General features: G+C 39.3%; 15 protein-coding genes. 5 read left to right on the top strand and 10 right to left on the bottom strand.

The features are described 5' to 3' along the window. Nucleotides 1–4 precede the first annotated feature (4 nt). From CVS81_RS03800 to CVS81_RS03810, 3 genes are all read left to right on the top strand, one after another. On the top strand, nucleotides 5–544 hold the full coding sequence (locus CVS81_RS03800; protein ID WP_087580924.1) for a thioesterase: 540 nt from the start codon (nucleotides 5–7) through the stop codon (nucleotides 542–544). Between the two features lie 197 nt (nucleotides 545–741). After that, entirely contained in the window at nucleotides 742–1,989 is a 1,248-nt protein-coding gene (locus CVS81_RS03805; RefSeq protein WP_107965140.1) for a major outer membrane protein, read from the top strand. 114 nt (nucleotides 1,990–2,103) lie between these two features. Next, complete coding sequence (locus CVS81_RS03810; RefSeq protein WP_107965141.1) at nucleotides 2,104–2,535, top strand: trehalose-6-phosphate synthase; 432 nt, start codon at nucleotides 2,104–2,106, stop codon at nucleotides 2,533–2,535. A gap of 54 nt (nucleotides 2,536–2,589) precedes the next feature. Here CVS81_RS03810 and ppk2 read toward each other — a convergent pair whose 3' ends face one another. Further along, on the bottom strand, nucleotides 2,590–3,399 hold the full coding sequence (gene ppk2 / locus CVS81_RS03815) for a polyphosphate kinase 2 (protein WP_002942696.1): 810 nt from the start codon (nucleotides 3,397–3,399) through the stop codon (nucleotides 2,590–2,592). 107 nt (nucleotides 3,400–3,506) lie between these two features. Here ppk2 and dsbD point away from each other — a divergent pair, with 107 nt between their 5' ends. Continuing rightward, nucleotides 3,507–5,234 carry a protein-disulfide reductase DsbD gene (gene dsbD / locus CVS81_RS03820; protein WP_107965142.1) on the top strand — a complete coding sequence of 576 codons (1,728 nt, stop codon included), beginning with the start codon at nucleotides 3,507–3,509 and terminating at the stop codon, nucleotides 5,232–5,234. 544 nt (nucleotides 5,235–5,778) lie between these two features. Here the strand turns inward: dsbD and kdsB are convergent. The 6 genes from kdsB to CVS81_RS03850 are packed head-to-tail and all read right to left on the bottom strand — an operon-like array spanning nucleotide 5,779 to nucleotide 11,101. Next, nucleotides 5,779–6,489 (bottom strand): 3-deoxy-manno-octulosonate cytidylyltransferase, encoded by a 711-nt coding sequence (gene kdsB / locus CVS81_RS03825; RefSeq protein ID WP_103596722.1) that lies wholly within the window; start codon nucleotides 6,487–6,489, stop codon nucleotides 5,779–5,781. Next, entirely contained in the window at nucleotides 6,486–7,949 is a 1,464-nt protein-coding gene (gene thrC, locus CVS81_RS03830; RefSeq protein ID WP_107965143.1) for a threonine synthase, read from the bottom strand. Before thrC ends, kdsB begins: the two co-directional genes overlap by 4 nt. Beyond that, nucleotides 7,930–8,259: a divalent cation tolerance protein CutA gene (gene cutA / locus CVS81_RS10190; protein WP_107965144.1), complete on the bottom strand. Its 330-nt coding sequence runs from the start codon at nucleotides 8,257–8,259 to the stop codon at nucleotides 7,930–7,932. Before cutA ends, thrC begins: the two co-directional genes overlap by 20 nt. A 50-nt stretch (nucleotides 8,260–8,309) precedes the next feature. Further along, a complete protein-coding gene (locus tag CVS81_RS03840) occupies nucleotides 8,310–9,230 on the bottom strand; it encodes a tetraacyldisaccharide 4'-kinase (RefSeq protein WP_107965145.1) in 921 nt (306 codons plus the stop codon). Then, a complete protein-coding gene (locus CVS81_RS03845; RefSeq protein WP_009294131.1) occupies nucleotides 9,223–10,353 on the bottom strand; it encodes a DegT/DnrJ/EryC1/StrS family aminotransferase in 1,131 nt (376 codons plus the stop codon). The genes CVS81_RS03840 and CVS81_RS03845 overlap by 8 nt, the downstream gene beginning before the upstream one ends. Nucleotides 10,354–10,363: 10 nt before the next feature. Continuing rightward, a complete protein-coding gene (locus CVS81_RS03850; RefSeq protein ID WP_009294132.1) occupies nucleotides 10,364–11,101 on the bottom strand; it encodes an NAD+ synthase in 738 nt (245 codons plus the stop codon). Nucleotides 11,102–11,221: 120 nt separating this feature from the next. On the opposite strand from CVS81_RS03850, the gene CVS81_RS03855 reads away from it, so the two are divergent. Next, nucleotides 11,222–11,824 (top strand): MBL fold metallo-hydrolase, encoded by a 603-nt coding sequence (locus CVS81_RS03855; RefSeq protein WP_107965146.1) that lies wholly within the window; start codon nucleotides 11,222–11,224, stop codon nucleotides 11,822–11,824. A 150-nt stretch (nucleotides 11,825–11,974) separates the two neighbouring features. Here CVS81_RS03855 and dnaK read toward each other — a convergent pair whose 3' ends face one another. From dnaK to CVS81_RS03870, 3 genes are read right to left on the bottom strand one after another with little or no spacing between them, the layout of a single operon-like run. Further along, nucleotides 11,975–13,849, bottom strand: a complete 1,875-nt coding sequence (gene dnaK / locus CVS81_RS03860; protein WP_103558619.1) for a molecular chaperone DnaK — start codon at nucleotides 13,847–13,849, stop codon at nucleotides 11,975–11,977. Between the two features lie 31 nt (nucleotides 13,850–13,880). Next, on the bottom strand, nucleotides 13,881–14,423 hold the full coding sequence (gene grpE, locus CVS81_RS03865; RefSeq protein WP_103640103.1) for a nucleotide exchange factor GrpE: 543 nt from the start codon (nucleotides 14,421–14,423) through the stop codon (nucleotides 13,881–13,883). Next, nucleotides 14,420–15,214, bottom strand: a complete 795-nt coding sequence (locus CVS81_RS03870) for an HrcA family transcriptional regulator (protein ID WP_107965190.1) — start codon at nucleotides 15,212–15,214, stop codon at nucleotides 14,420–14,422. The genes grpE and CVS81_RS03870 overlap by 4 nt, the downstream gene beginning before the upstream one ends. Nucleotides 15,215–15,317 lie beyond the last annotated feature (103 nt).

Here is a 15,317-nt window from a genome sequence, read left to right on the forward strand (position 1 = left end):
AAATATGGCAGATGAAAATATTTTTGAAGCAAAAGACGAATCACAAATAATCCTCCCAGAGGACGAAAATCCGCTAAGAAACGAGATAAAAACAGCACCTCTAACAAAGCTAAATTTTAGTGGAACGGCATTTTTGCTTGAGAAAAATCACGCAAAAACTAGATTTTTTACCACGGCTGACATGGTGAGCGACGCAGAAGGGCTCATACATAGCGGTTTTGTCTTCATGGGGGCAAACTACGCAGCGCTTTTAGCTATAAATGAAGAATTTTGCGTCAGTATCGGAGCTAGGATAAATTTCTTTGGACCGCTCAAACTTGGCGATGTGGTCGAATTTGACGCACAAGCAAGGTTTGAAGAGAGTAGAAAAAGAGAGGTAAAAGTGATAGGCTATGTAAAAGAGATCAAGATCTTTGAGGGCGTCTTTCAGCTAGTCACTCTTGAAGAGCATATCTTTGTCACTCAGCAAAAAAATATCCAAAAAGAAGCCGCTATAAGACAAAAGAAAGAGCGCGAAGAGGCACAGGCTAAAAACAACGGCTAAATTTAACTGATGAGATATAAATTTCTCATCTTTTAGCTTCAAACAAACTCAAATTTTTAAAGACAAATCTTATCTCATTATCTTATTTTGGTAAACGATCGGTAATAATTTTTGAAATTTTTAACGAAATTTAAGCTACAAAATTAATTTTCTATGATAATATCCTTTCAAAACATTTTTATCAAAAGGAGATTTAGATGAAACTTACAAAAGTTAGCTTAGCTGCTTTGGTTGCTTTAGGTGCATTTTCAAGCGTTGCAAGTGCAACTCCACTTGAAGAAGCTATAAAAAACGTAGATCTTTCAGGATATGCTAGATATCGTTATACAAATGATCATTACAAAGTAAATCCGGACACAAAAGATAAGACAAATGATGTTGCTGGTTACGCATTTAGAATGCAAACATCATTTAAGGCTGCTATCGACGATAACTTCTTTGGTGTTTTAACTTTAAGATATGATCAAACAGATGATTCTGGTAACAAAAACCTAAAAGGTACAGATAAAACAAGCACAACCGACACTTTTGGCGTTTATGAGATGTACTTAGGCTACAAGGTAGCTAATACTACTATTACAGCTGGCAAGCAACTTATCAAAACTTTCTATGATGATGGTGATATAGCAGGTACTGGTCTAAAAGTAGTAAGTACTGATGTACCTGGTCTTACTTTAACAGCTGCAGCTTATGATGCACTACAAAGCGACGGTACTGAAATAGATGGTCCATTGCTTAATAGAATAGTAAATGGTACTGAAAATGATAAATTTAATGGTTCTGCTGGCAATCTTTACTATTTAGGTGCAGCTGGCAGTTATGATCCAGTATCTTTTAAAGCAGCTATTGCAAATCTTCAAGAGATAGCAACACTTTATGGTGCTGAAGCTGGTGTTAGCTTTAATGTAACCGATGATGTAAATCTAAACCTAAAAGGTCAATTTGTCCATAACGACTCAGATCACAAAGATGTAGCTGATGCTAACTTCTGGGCAGTTCAAGCTGGCACAAAACTATTTGGTGCTAAGCTTAACGCTGGCTATTTAGACTTTGATGCTAAAAATAAAGATAATAATAAGTGGTCATTTACTTCAATTGACGCAAGCGGACAGTTAATCAACCCAACTAAACTACTAAATAGTGTAATGGGTGGCGGCGGAAAACAATATTACAACAATATCAAAGGCAACAACGACTACTGGTTTATTAATGCTGGATATGACATAGATAAATTTGGCTTTGGTGCTGGATATACTCAAGGTAAAGGCTATAGCTATACACTTAATAAAGAGAGAGCAAAAAGAAGTGAGTGGTATACAGAAGCTAGTTACAAATACAGCAAAAAGCTTACATTCTTAACATGGTATGCAGCCGCTAAAGACAAAAAAGATGGTGCAAGCTTTAAACAAGATCGTATAAGATTTGAAGCAAAATATAGCTTCTAAAAACATTTATCCGAGCGAGCTTTCGCTCGGATCTTCTCAACTTCTCAATACTTAATCAAAATCAGCAAATATAACTAATAAAATTTATATAATGCCAAACAAAAAAGGCAAAAAATGTATCTTTTCTCTCTCATTACGCATTTAGTTTGTGCCATTATCTTTATAGGATATGTATTTTTTGATGTTTGCATATATCCATTTGCCAAAAAAACGATAAATCCCCAAACTCTTGAAGCTGTCAAAAAAGCCTATACAAAAGGCAGTGCAAAGGTTTTTGGCACGGCATTTTTACTACTTTTGATAAGTGGGGCATATATGGCAAAGGACTATCTTGGAGGCGAGCATGGCTGGTGGCAAAGCAACTTTCAAAAGCTTTTGCTAGCAAAGATCGCAGTTTTACTTCTAATGTGTCTTATCACTTTCATCTCTGTTTTTAATGTCACTATCTTAAAAAAGCCAGATCCATTTGGTAAATTTTCACATCTCATAGCTCTTGTGCTTTGTCTGATAATGGTCGTTTTAGCAAAACTTATGTGGTGGCTTTAGCAAAACTTGGCCATAAATTTAAAGCACAAAATTTACAGCCAAGCCCAAATAAATTTAGTCTATACTCTTTAGCTTATCCTTATTTAGCCCCTCTTCTATGCGCTTGATCTCCTCGCTTCCATCTCTTACGACGCTTTTGTCGTATTTTAAGTACTCATCTATCTTTTTTGGATACTCGACATGAGTTAGGATAAATTTAAAGACATTTAGCCTCGCCTCTTTTTTATTGTCACTTGAGACGATCACCCATGGCGAGATGCTGTTGTGAGAGGCAAGTAGCATCGAGTATTTGGCGATGGAGTACTGATCCCAAAGCTCTTGTGCTTTTTGATCTACTGGAGAAATTTTAAACTGCTTTAGTGGGTCATTTAGACGCTCTTTGAAGCGCTTTTTTTGCTCCTCTTTTGTGATCGAGAGGTAAATTTTAAAGAAAATGATGCCTGAGTTTATGATCATCTCTTCAAATTTTGGCACCTCACGCAAGAACTCTTTATGCTCAGCCTGCGTGCAAAAGCCCATCACTGGCTCTACACCAGCCCTATTGTACCAGCTTCTATCAAAGATCACTATCTCGCCAGCGCTTGGCAGATGTGTCACATATCTTTGAAAGTACCACTGCGTCTTCTCGACATCACTTGGTTTTGTAAGCGCCACGATACGGCAACCACGCGGATTTAGATGCTCTGTTAGGCGCTTTATCGTGCCACCCTTGCCAGCTGCGTCTCGCCCCTCCATTAGCATAAGCACCCTAAGACCCTTGTCTTTGACATGATTTTGGAATTTTAAAAGTTCTATCTGAAGTAGCCTTAGCTCTTCTTCATAGCCAAGTTTATCGCTCTTTTGGTGCTTTTTATCTTTTGACATCATCGCTCCTTTTAAAAATTTCACGCTTTTTCACGATTTTACTATAAAATAGAATAAATTTAAGAATTTAGACTAAAATCATCTCTTTTAATTTAGCAAGGATTAGCATGTTTTTTAAATTTATTTTTTCTCTCATTTTATTTGCAGGCTCGCTTTTTGCCGAGGTTTTAGACGTTAGTAAGGCATTTGTTTTAAGCCCAAGTATCGATGAACAAGGCGCGGAGATCAAGTTTAAATTTGGCGAAAATATCTATCTTTACAAAGATAGCTTTGAGGTTAAGCTTGGCGAAGAGAAGATCAACAGTCTCCTAAATATGCCAAAGAGCGAAAATACCGGCGAATATGAAATTTACCCAAAAGATTTTTCACTGTTTATCCCGCTAAATTTAGTAAAAGAGCATCTTAAAAACGGCAGTGCTAGGCTAAATTTAAGCTATCAAGGTTGTGCTAAAAATGGCATCTGTTACCGCCCACAAACTAAAATTTATGACATATTTGAGAAATTTGGCAAATTTAGCATCATAGCCTTTGAAAAAGAGCAAAAAGACGAAATAAATCCTGAATTTACCGAGCTTTCAGAAGATCAAAGCATCGCAAATGAACTAAGTAGCAAAAACTTTTTCATCTCGCTTGCGACATTTTTTGGCTACGGCCTCTTGCTCTCGCTCACACCTTGCGTCTTTCCGATGATACCGATCTTATCAAGCATCATCGTCTCAAAGGGCAGCAGCCTAAATGCCAAAAAAGGTTTCTTGCTCTCACTGGTCTATGTCGTTGCGATGAGCCTTGCCTACGCGCTTGCTGGCGTTGGGGCAAGCCTGCTTGGCTTTGGCATCGCAGGGGCTCTGCAAAACATCTACGTGCTCGGCGCGTTTGCGGCCATTTTTGTTATCTTAAGCTTTAGTATGTTTGGCTTTTACGACATCAAACTACCCTCTAAATTTGAAAACTTAATAAGCAAAAAGTCACAAAACAGCTCGGGCCTTGTCGGTGTTTTCATCATGGGCTTTGCCTCAGCGCTCATCGTCTCGCCTTGCGTGGCAGCACCGCTAGCAGGCGCACTTCTTTACATCGCGCAAAGCGGAGACGCCATTTATGGGGGCATCATGCTCTTTGTCATGGGGCTAGGCATGGGCGCACCGCTTCTTGTGATAGGGCTAAGCTCAGGCAAGCTCCTGCCAAGACCTGGCGGCTGGATGGATGAAATTAAAAAACTCTTTGGCTTTTTGATGCTCATCATGGCTGTCTGGATCCTAGCACGCGTGCTTGGAGCGTTTTTTGAGCTACTTGGTTATGGCGTCATAGGCGTCTTTGCGGCCATTTATCTTGGGGCGTTTGAGGCAGCAAATAACGGCTGGGCCAAATTTAAAAAAGCACTTTGCGTGCTAGTTTTTATCTACTCACTCATGCTAATTATCGGCGCATTTTTGGGCTCAAAAGATGCCTTTTCGCCACTTTCTGGGCTAAATTTAGCCAAAAACGAGAGCGAGCTAAATTTCAAACAAGCTAAAAATTTAAACGAGCTAAATGAGATGATAAAAAGCTCAAGCAAGCCAGTGCTAGTGGATTTTTATGCCGACTGGTGCGCGAGCTGCAAAGAGATAGAGCACATCACTTTTAAGGACGCTGGCGTGAAAAATGCTTTGGCAAATTTTACGCTTATTCGCATTGACGTGACAAGTGGCGGGGCACAAAACGATGAGATGTTAAGAAATTTTGGTCTCATCGATCCGCCTGCACTCCTGCTTTTTAAAGACGGCGAGGAGCAAAAAGCACTTAGAACGATCGGCTTTATAAATGCTAAAAATTTCATAGCAAAGCTTGAGAAAATTTAGATTACAAAGGCAAATTTGGCTGGAATTTTAAATTTATTAGCCAAATTTATCTAGGCTTTGCAGACCTTGTAACTGGCTAGAAATATAGCAAAGAAGTAAATTTAGACTATCAAATTTATATCATGCAGTGACGTGAGTAAAATCACAAAGCCAAAACTTGCAATAATCTTAAATTTATCAAATTTTAGAATATGCCAACAAATAAAAATATAAGCCAAATTTAGCTTAGCACCAAGGCAGCAACGTAATTAAAACTTAATCATTTTTTGCCAAACAACGTGCGGATAAGACCACGATGCAAAAACAAAACTCAGTAAAATTTGCGATTGTCTTAGTTTTAAAATATCTCAGCAAATAGGCAAGATTATTCAAATAGATTTAAAAATATAAAACTCGCAGTAAATTTAAACCAATAAACATGGCTAAATTGAGCAAGAGCACAAAATCAAAGGTAAAAAAAATCAGCCAAACCATTAGCCAAATTTATAAAAATTTAGAACTTGCTCTGCCGTAGCAAAGACGCCAAAGCAGAGCAAATTTAGGCTCATTTGCCAAATTTAGCAAGCGCTCTTTGGTAGTCCTCTTCGCTATCGATGCCGATACTTTGACTTTCAACCTCTAACATCGCTATCTTTTTGCCATTTTCTAGGGCGCGCAGCTGCTCGAGTTTCTCGGTGTTTTCAAGGCTTGAAGGCAAGAGGCCGCAAAACTCTTTTAGGCTCTTTACGCTGTATCCGTAGATGCCAAGGTGCGCCTTGTAGCTTTTGCACTCGCTTCTGTTAAATGGTATCCTCGATCTTGAAAAATAAAGCGCGTAGCCTTCAAAATCAGTCACCACTTTGACTAAATTTTTATCATCTGCAAACTCATCGTCCATCTTTTTATAGCAAGAAAACATAAAGGCATTTTGCCTGTTTTGCTCGCAAAATGCCCTAAATTTAGCGATATTTTCAGGCTCGATAAATGGCTCATCAGCCTGAACATTTATGATGATCTCGCTCTCACTTAGCCCCAAAATTTGTGCCGCTTCATTTATCCTGTCGGTGCCACTTTGATGATCTTTACTAGTTAGCACCGCTTTTATGCCGTGAGCCTTGGCGATATCAAGCACGCTTGGCTCGTCCACCGCAACCGCCACATCGTCCACGCCGCTTACTCTAAGAGCCGTCGCCACAAACATCGGCACGCCATTTATCTCTTTTAAAATTTTATTACTAAACCTTGTTGAAGCAAGGCGGGCTGGGATGATTATCATCGCTCGATCCATTCTAGGACGCACTTCTCGATCTCGTCCTCTTTTATGATATTTTTATGCAAAATTTTTGCGCTAAATAGCGAGTTTATCGAGCTTGGCACGCTGTCATTTAAGATTTTAGCAGTCTTTGCGAGCGCATCTTTTTCATCTTTTGTATCTTTGATCTGGCACGCTTTGATCATGCTTGGCGTAAATTTCACCCAGTGCGCAGTCGATGTGATGACATTTATGCGGCCAGCATCCACCATTTTAAAGCAAGTAGCCGTATGCGGATCGATCGCGTAGCCGCCCTTTGCGAGCTTTGCGATGTATGCCTCGCACTCTTTATCGTCGCACCAGCTAGCCTCAAAGTCCTCTTTTAGCGCTTCAAGCTCTTGTTTGCTAAGCTTATAAAATTTATTTTTAGCTAGGCTTTGCATGAGTTCATTGCTTCTTTCGCTGCCAAATTTATCAAACAGCAAGCGCTCGACGTTTGAGCTTATTAAAATGTCCATGGCTGGGCTTATCGTCTTAACCAGCTTTTTATCTCTTAGGTCGTAAACGCCGGTGGTAAAAAACTGCGTCAAGATATTGTTTGCGTTTGAGGCGATCTTGATCTTGCCGATCTTTGCGCCCATTTTTTTAGCGTAATACGCCCCAAGTGCGTTGCCGAAATTTCCACTTGGCACGATGATGTCAAAGCTCTCGTTTGCCTTAAGTGCCTTTTGTTTTAACAAATTTGCATAGGCGTAGGCGTGGTAGATGATTTGAAAGAGAATTCTGCCAAAATTTACCGAGTTTGCCGCGCTTAGCTTAAGGCGCTTTTTCTTAAGCTCGGCCTTAAATTTATCATTTACAAGCAGCGTTTTTAGTGCTCTTTGAGCGTCATCAAAGTCGCCTTTTATGCCAAAAACTTTTAAATTTTCACCCTGCATGGTCTGCATTTGTAGTTTTTGTACCTCGCTCGTGCCGCCATCTGGATAGAGGCAAACGACCTTTATATTTTCGTCATTTGCAAAGGTTTGAAGTGTCGCAGGACCAGTGTCACCGCTAGTTGCGCACATGATAAGGTATCTTTCGCCCCTTTCCTTTGCTAGCTGGCTAAGCAGCGAGCCAAAAGGCTGAAGCGCCATATCCTTAAATGCCCTTGTTGGACCGTGATAGAGCTCATTTACGTATAAATTTTTATCTATTTTTTTAAAAATGACTGGGTGCTTTGGATCATCAAAGCTTGCATATCTCTTGACCGCCTTTTTGAAAAACGCCTCTGGCACGTCAAATTTAAATAGCGAGATGATGTGAAGTGCGAGCTTTTCGTAGCTTAGGCTTGAGAGCTCTTGCCACTTTGCCTTTGTGATCTTTGGTAGCTTCTTTGGCGCGTAAAGTCCGCCGTGAGCGGAGCTTGGGCTAAGCATAGCTGTGCTTAAATTTACATTTTTTACCTTTTCATCTTTTACGCTTCTAGTTGGTGTTAGTCTCATTTTTTGCCTTTTTTGGTTGATTTTTTATCCAATTTTCATATTTTTTAAATATCTCTTTTGGCTTAAGTGCCAAAATTTCTGGGGTTTCGTAGCTGTGGTGCTTTCTTATAAATTTAGCTACTTTTTTAAATTTCACGTCCGTTTTTATGAGTAAAATTTGCTCTTTTTCATCACAAAGCTTCTCTTGCCAAAGATAAATGCTCTTTGCGCTAAAGCTACTCACACAAGCTGCAAATCCCTTTTTCACGAGCTTTTTGCTTAGTTTTTTTGCCTCTTTTTTCTTTGCGACTGAGGTGATTAAAATTCTCATTTTGATCTAAATTTTCCTTTTAAAAAGTGGCTCATTATAACAAAATGGGCTTAAATTTGCTTCGCCAAAACCTTTTTAAATTCCTCGCTTAGCGTAACTTCAAGCGTGATAAGCGATACTCTCAGCCCAAAATCCTTTGCCTTTACATAGTCCTTTTGTGTCATCAAAAGCGAGGTCGCGCCGTAACTTTGCAAAATTTCGCTTAGCTCTTCTTTTGAAAAGTCGTAGTGATCAGGAAAAAAGACCTGTCCCACGCACTCGCTAAAAAATGCCTCAAGGCGCGCTGGGTTTGCTATGGCGGTGACTAGCACCATTTTTTCGCTTTTATTTAAAATTTCACTCTTTCTAAAGTGAGTTTGCCCCTCACGTGCTATGAAATCACCAAATTTATAAAAGCTAAACGGATATCTATAAGCCCCGCTTGGCAGGCAAAGCTTTAGCTTTGGCTCTGGGTTTGGACGCACCAAGATGTCAAATTTAGCTATGTCAAATTTAGAAAATCCATCATCCAGCAAGATATACTTTGCGCCCTGAGTTTTGGCGTAGTTTATGGCTATTTTTCTATCTTCGCTTACGATCACATTTGCGTTTTTAATGCTTGTGGCATATATCATCGCCTCATCGCCACTTGCCGCCACGTCAAGTAAAATTTCGCCATCCCTTGCGACAACTTGCATGCCTTTGCTCTTTCTTTTATAGCCTCTAAGAATGATAAAAGCGCCTTCGAAATTCTTAGCGATAGCGACGCAAAGTGGGGTCTTGCCGCTTCCTCCAAGGGTTAAGTTTCCAACGCTTATTATCTTTATACCTAGATCTTTTTTTTGTGCGCTAAATTTCTTGCAAACAACGACTAAAGCGTAGATAAGACTTAGTGGCAAAAGTAAAAAAGCTAGTAAAATTTGAAAGAAATTTGGGCGAAAGAAGTAGTCATTCGCCCAAGAGTGTAAAAGGATGTTAAATTTCTTAAACACGAGATTTAGAAATTTCTTTTACCGTGTTGCAGATGTATTGCACCTCTTCGTCGCTCAAACTATGATATATAGGTAGCGACAAGACTTGTTGATACGCTTTTAGAGCATTTGGGAAGTCATTTACTTTAAGCGAATATTTATTTTTATAATAGCTTAGCAAATGTATCGGTATGTAGTGCAGCGAAGTGTGAATTCCACGCTCCAAAAGCTCTCTAGCAAAGCTGTCGCGGTTTTTATTTATCTTGATGATGTATTGAGTGTAGATGTGCTCGCGTTTTTTGACTGGAGTTGTGATGTTGTGACACTCTTTAAGCTCTTTATCGTAAATTTCAGCGATCTTTTTTCTACGTTTTATAAGCTCGTCTGTCTTTTCAAGCTGAGCGATAGAAAATGCCGCATTTATCGAGTTTATGTCATATTTTAAACCGATATCAACGACGTCGTAGATGTAGCTTAAACTACCAAATTTATCTATACCATTTACAAGGGCGTAGTTACGAAGAAGTTTTGCTTTTTTATAAACCTCTTCGTCATTTGTCGTGAAAAATCCAACTGTTGAGATAGGATTTTGCACCCGTGAGTTTGTCTGAAAGCATGATAAAAACGAGTCTGAACCAACCTTTTTGCCATTGTATGTTAGTCCTATGCCTCGGTTTGCATCATCTAAAACGACGATGCCGTATTTTTCGCAGATAGCCTTTATCTCATCAAGCCTAGCGCTTTGTCCAGCGATGTGTGAGATAAAAGCGCATTTTAGTTTTTTGTGATTTTGCTCTTTTAGCACCTTTTCAAGGGCTTCTGGGCTGATGTTAAAGTCCTCTTCATCGATATCAACAAAGATAGGCTCGGCATCAAAATGTCTAACAGCCTGAGCCACGCTAGGGAAGGCATTTACTGAGCAGATAACCTTGTCACCGCGCTTTGTATCCATCGCACTTAGAGCCAGATGATGCGCTGCTGCGATGTTATTTGTAGTGACAACAAATTTAGCACCAAAGTACTCTTTTAGCTTTTCTTCAAATTTAGCAACCGTATCGGTGGTATTTTCAGAATGCAAAGCCTCTTCGATAAGCTCACTCTCACGCTCAGTGATAGTTGGTTTGTAAAACGGAATTTCTCTCATCTTTAATCCTTTAAATTTTCACTATCAACGGCATTTGTCGTTTAAACCTGTTTGACACAACTCTATTTTCTATATCCAAGACCGCTTTTAATCCAAACTTTTTGATGGCTTGCTCCTTGTTATTTTCTAAATTTTGTAAAATTTCATCAATGACAGCGTAGCTGTAACCTATGTCGCCCTCGTCACTTTGCCCATCCCAAAGATCGGCCGAAGGTGCTTTTTTGATAAAATTTTCATCAACACCAAGATGTTTTGCAAATTCAAAAATTTCACTCTTATAAAGCTCTCCGATAGGATTTATCGCGCACGCCAAATCCCCAAATATCGTGCCATAGCCAAGCATAAGCTCACTTTTGTTGCTTGTGCCGATGACTAGAGCGTTTATACTAGATGAATAATCATAAAGCAAGCTCATTCTAACTCTAGCTGCTAAATTCCCTTTTCTTAAATTGCTTAAATTTACATCTATCGTTTCGTAAAAGGCATTTAAAATACCCTCTATGGATAAAACCTTATATTTTATGTTTAGTTTTTCGCATAAATTTAAGGCGTCGTCCATATTTTCTTTGTTTGATGATGCTGTTGGCATGATGAGTGCGTGAGTTTCATCTGGCTTTGCTCTCGCACAAAGCGTCGCAACCACAGCAGAATCAATACCGCCACTTACACCTAATAGTAGTTTTTTACCTTTAGTTTTATCTTTTAAGCTAAAAACTAAGGTTTCTTCTATTTTTTGATACCCCTTCATTGTCCCTTTGCCTAAATTTGCTTCCTTTTGCAAAAATTATACTAATTAAATTTAAAATTTTTCTTTAAGTTTAAGTAAAAAGATGTAAATATTTAAGAAATGATAAATTTAAGGTAAGAAATGAGAGTAATGCATAAAAGTTTTGGCGATTTTGGGACAAATTGCTACATCGTCACCAAAAATGGCTCAAGTTTAGTGATAGATCCAGGTGATGGGGCAAAAGAGTGGGTTTTGCAAAATGCACAAAATTTAAAGGCGATACTTTGCACTCATGGGCATTTTGACCATATTTACGACGTGAGCGAGCTAAAAAATGAGCTAAAAATCCCAGTTTATATCAATAAATTTGATGCTTTTATGTGTGAGAGTGACATTTTTGGTTATATGAAAAACACCTTTGTGCCAGATGTTTTGGTTCAAGGCGATGAGAGCTTTGTAGTAGGTGACTTTTCTTTTAAATTTCGCCACTTCCCAGGGCACACTCCAGGATGCTCGATGATAGAGATAGATGACGCGATATTTAGTGGAGATTTTTTATTTAAAGGTAGCATCGGACGCTGGGACTTTCCATATTCGGATAAAAATGAGATGCTAGAAAGCTTAGAAAAATGCAAAAATTTAAAGGGCGACTTCGCACTTTATCCAGGACACGGCGAAAGTAGCACGCTAAAAGCCGAGCAACAAGAGCTTGATAGATGGGTGGAGATCGTTAAAAGATCTTGATTTTTGGGGTGTGGCTAAATTTTTGCATTTTAGAAATTTATACTTTTTATCTTATAAGATGATGTCGCGAGTGTGCGCTAAGAAGTGTTTAGAAGTTTAAATTTATAGGTTAAATTTAAAGAGCAAGGCTGATGCCCTGCTCTAGGAGTTTTACTCGACTTCAGCGTCTATGACGTCGTCGTCTTTTTTGTTATTTCCGCCGTTTGCACCAGCATTTTCATCTTTTTTATACATAGCTTCTGCTAGTTTGTGGCTAGCTTTGCTTAGAGCTTCTACTTTTGCATCGATTTGCTCTTTTGAAGAGTTTTCATCTTTTAAGACCTCTTTTAGGTCATTTAGCGCAGCTTCGATGTTGCTTCTATCTTCAGCTGGGACTTTCTCGCCAAGCTCGCTCATGCTCTTTTCAGTTTGATGAACAAGCGCGTCTGCTTGGTTTCTAGCTTCAACTGCGTCTTTGCGTTTTTTATCCTCTTCTTTGTGAAGCTCAGCATCTTTTACCATGCTATTTATCTCATCTTCGCTAAGACCGCTTGATCCCGAGATAGTGATGTTTTGGGCTTTGCCAGTCGCTTTATCTTTTGCTGAAACGGTTAAAATTCCGTTTGCGTCGATGTCAAATTCAACTTCTATTTGAGGCACGCCTCTTGGAGCTGCTGGGATGCCCTCTAAGTTGAAGTTTCCAAGTGATTTATTATCCCTTGCAAACTCACGCTCACCTTGTAAAACCATGATAGTAACGGCACTTTGGTTATCTTCAGCAGTTGAGAAGACTTGGCTTTTCTTAGTTGGTATGGTTGTGCCTTTTTCGATGATCTTAGTCATCACACCGCCAAGTGTCTCGATACCAAGGCTAAGTGGAGTAACGTCAAGAAGTAGAACATCTTTAACATCGCCTTTTATAACTGCGCCTTGGATCGCAGCACCGATAGCTACGACTTCATCTGGGTTCACGCTCTTATTTAGCTCTTTGCCAAATGCCTTTTTAACCTCTTCTTGAACAAGTGGCACACGAGTTGAACCACCGACCATTACGACCTCTTTGATGTCACTTTTGCTTAGGCCTGCATCTTTGATGACTTCATTTATCTTAGTGATAGTCTCGCCCACAAGTGAGTCGATCATGCCTTCAAATTTAGCGCGAGTTAGCTTTTTGACAAGGTGTTTTGGACCAGTCGCATCAGCTGTGATAAATGGTAAATTTATCTCAGTCTCTTGAGCTGAGCTTAGCTCTTTTTTAGCATTTTCAGCTGCTTCTTTCAAGCGTTGAAGCGCCATGATATCGCCTTTTAGATCGATACCAGTTTCGTTTTTAAACTCACTTACCAACCAGTCGATGATCTTGTTATCAAAGTCATCACCACCTAAGAATGCATTACCGCCAGTTGCCAAAACTTCAACGATGTTATCGCCAGTTTCAAGCACTGTAACGTCAAATGTACCACCACCTAGGTCATAAACTAAAATTTTCTCAGCCTCTTTTTTATCAAGACCATAAGCAAGTGCCGCAGCTGTTGGCTCGTTGATGATACGAAGCACATTTAGTCCTGCGATCGTTCCAGCCTCTTTTGTAGCCTTTCTTTGGCTATCGTTAAAGTATGCAGGCACAGTGATAACCGCGTCTGTCACACTCTCGCCAAGATATGCTTCAGCGTCTTCTTTTAGTTTGATAAGAATTTTTGCTGAAATTTCTTGCGGAGTATAGACCTTACCAGCGATCTCAACCGCGCAAGCGCCATTTCTATCTACAACGTGATATGGCAAGCGAGCCTTTGCCTCTTCAGCATTTTTTTCATTGCTCATCAAACCCATGATACGTTTGATAGAATATATCGTTTTTTCAGGGTTTGTAACTGCTTGACGTTTTGCGACGTCACCTACTAGAATTTCGCCTTTGTCTGTAAAAGCAACAACAGATGGAGTTGTGTTTTTGCCCTCTTTATTTGGGATAACCTTGCTCTCGCCGCGCTCAAAAACGCTCACACAAGAGTTTGTTGTACCTAAGTCTATACCTATAACTTTTGACATATTTTTCCTTTATTAGATTTATTTTTTAAATTTAGTTTGCCACACTGACCATAGCTGGGCGCAAAACCCTACCATTTATCATATAGCCTTTTTGTAAAGCTTGCACGATCTGACCGCTTTGTTTCTCCTCGCTATCGACCCTTAAAACGGCATTATGCACATTTGGATCAAACTCGGCATCAGTTGCGATCTCGCTCACGCCATGCTTTTCAAAACATTTCTTGAACTGATTTATCGTTATCAAAATGCCCTCTTTGATCTTTTTAGCAAATTCATCATCCTCTGGGTCAAAATTTGCAGCGATCTCGAGCGCATCGATGACTGGTAGCAAGTCCCTTGCAAATTTCTCATTTGCATAGCTTGCAACGTCTGCCTTCTCTTTTTCATAACGCTTTTTGATATTTTCAAACTCAGCGTTTGCTCTGTAATATTTATCAGTGATCTCGCCAAGCTCTTTTTCGAGCTTCTCCACTTTTGAGATATCGCCAAGTGCGTCTAAATTTACGCTATCGCTAGCTGCCTCTTGCATAGGCTCAACCTCAGGTAGATTTTGCTCTTTTACCTCTTCGCTCACGCGGCCTCCTTTATTAGATTTATAAATTTCACATAATCAGTATAAACACTGCCAGCACAGATCATCTGCGCCTCGCTACCAAGGTAGTTTGCTTTAAATTTAAGCCCCATGTAATTTTCGTCAAACATAGGAGAAAATGTAAGCTTTTCGTCCATCTGCAAGCTAAAACTTGGGTCAAAAACCATCTTAAAGCGTCTATCCTTAAACATATCAAAGGCTAAAATTTCGTTTTCTTGGAAGTAAATTTTAGTCCTTTTAAGCTCCCTTATCTTGTTTTTTAGTTCGCTTAAGCCAACTTGAGAACAGATAAGCTCAAGCTTGTCTAAACTAACTCCGATAAGGTTGTTTAAAAATTTATACATCCTAGCCTCAAATTTAACGACGATCTCATCACCGCTAAAATTTAAAACCAGATATCTATCATTTAAATTTAAAATTTCTAGCAACTCCTTATCGATCGTGCCAAAAATCATACAATAAAGCTCGAACTCATCACAGAGCATCTTTAAGCTTCTTGGGTCATTTATCTCTAAATTTATGTCGTTTTCGCCAAAGATTTCGCTCCAATATCTTCTCATCGCAGCGACAGTTGGGATCCTGCCGCCACTGATGTGAAGCTTTGTGATCTCGCCATCGTCTGAAAGCTTTTTAAAATAAACACGTATCGTCGATGCTGGTATCACCACGCTCATGCGAGAGCCAAGCTCGTTTGAGCCAATAGGCGCATTGTCCTGCAAATAGGCTTCAATGATAGAATTTAGTATCAAATCGCGTTTATTTGTTTTACTCACTTTTAGCACTCTTTCTTTTTAATTGCTAAGCGGATTATACAACTTTAGTTTATCAATGTCAAGTATATAAGTTAAAAAAATTTATTTATATATATTTAGCCTA

Origin of the sequence: Campylobacter concisus (assembly GCF_003049065.1) — a bacterium.
In the GTDB taxonomy this organism is placed as follows: domain Bacteria; phylum Campylobacterota; class Campylobacteria; order Campylobacterales; family Campylobacteraceae; genus Campylobacter_A; species Campylobacter_A concisus_BE.

Excerpts from the sequence above, each read along its gene's own strand:
- CVS81_RS03800 (WP_087580924.1), top strand. The coding sequence starts at position 5 with ATGGCAGATGAAAATATTTTTGAAGCAAAAGACGAATCACAAATAATC.
- CVS81_RS03805 (WP_107965140.1), top strand. The coding sequence starts at position 742 with ATGAAACTTACAAAAGTTAGCTTAGCTGCTTTGGTTGCTTTAGGTGCA.
- CVS81_RS03810 (WP_107965141.1), top strand. The coding sequence starts at position 2,104 with ATGTATCTTTTCTCTCTCATTACGCATTTAGTTTGTGCCATTATCTTT.
- ppk2 (WP_002942696.1), bottom strand. The coding sequence starts at position 3,399 with ATGTCAAAAGATAAAAAGCACCAAAAGAGCGATAAACTTGGCTATGAA.
- dsbD (WP_107965142.1), top strand. The coding sequence starts at position 3,507 with ATGTTTTTTAAATTTATTTTTTCTCTCATTTTATTTGCAGGCTCGCTT.
- kdsB (WP_103596722.1), bottom strand. The coding sequence starts at position 6,489 with ATGATAATCATCCCAGCCCGCCTTGCTTCAACAAGGTTTAGTAATAAA.
- thrC (WP_107965143.1), bottom strand. The coding sequence starts at position 7,949 with ATGAGACTAACACCAACTAGAAGCGTAAAAGATGAAAAGGTAAAAAAT.
- cutA (WP_107965144.1), bottom strand. The coding sequence starts at position 8,259 with ATGAGAATTTTAATCACCTCAGTCGCAAAGAAAAAAGAGGCAAAAAAA.
- CVS81_RS03845 (WP_009294131.1), bottom strand. The coding sequence starts at position 10,353 with ATGAGAGAAATTCCGTTTTACAAACCAACTATCACTGAGCGTGAGAGT.
- CVS81_RS03850 (WP_009294132.1), bottom strand. The coding sequence starts at position 11,101 with ATGAAGGGGTATCAAAAAATAGAAGAAACCTTAGTTTTTAGCTTAAAA.
- CVS81_RS03855 (WP_107965146.1), top strand. The coding sequence starts at position 11,222 with ATGAGAGTAATGCATAAAAGTTTTGGCGATTTTGGGACAAATTGCTAC.
- dnaK (WP_103558619.1), bottom strand. The coding sequence starts at position 13,849 with ATGTCAAAAGTTATAGGTATAGACTTAGGTACAACAAACTCTTGTGTG.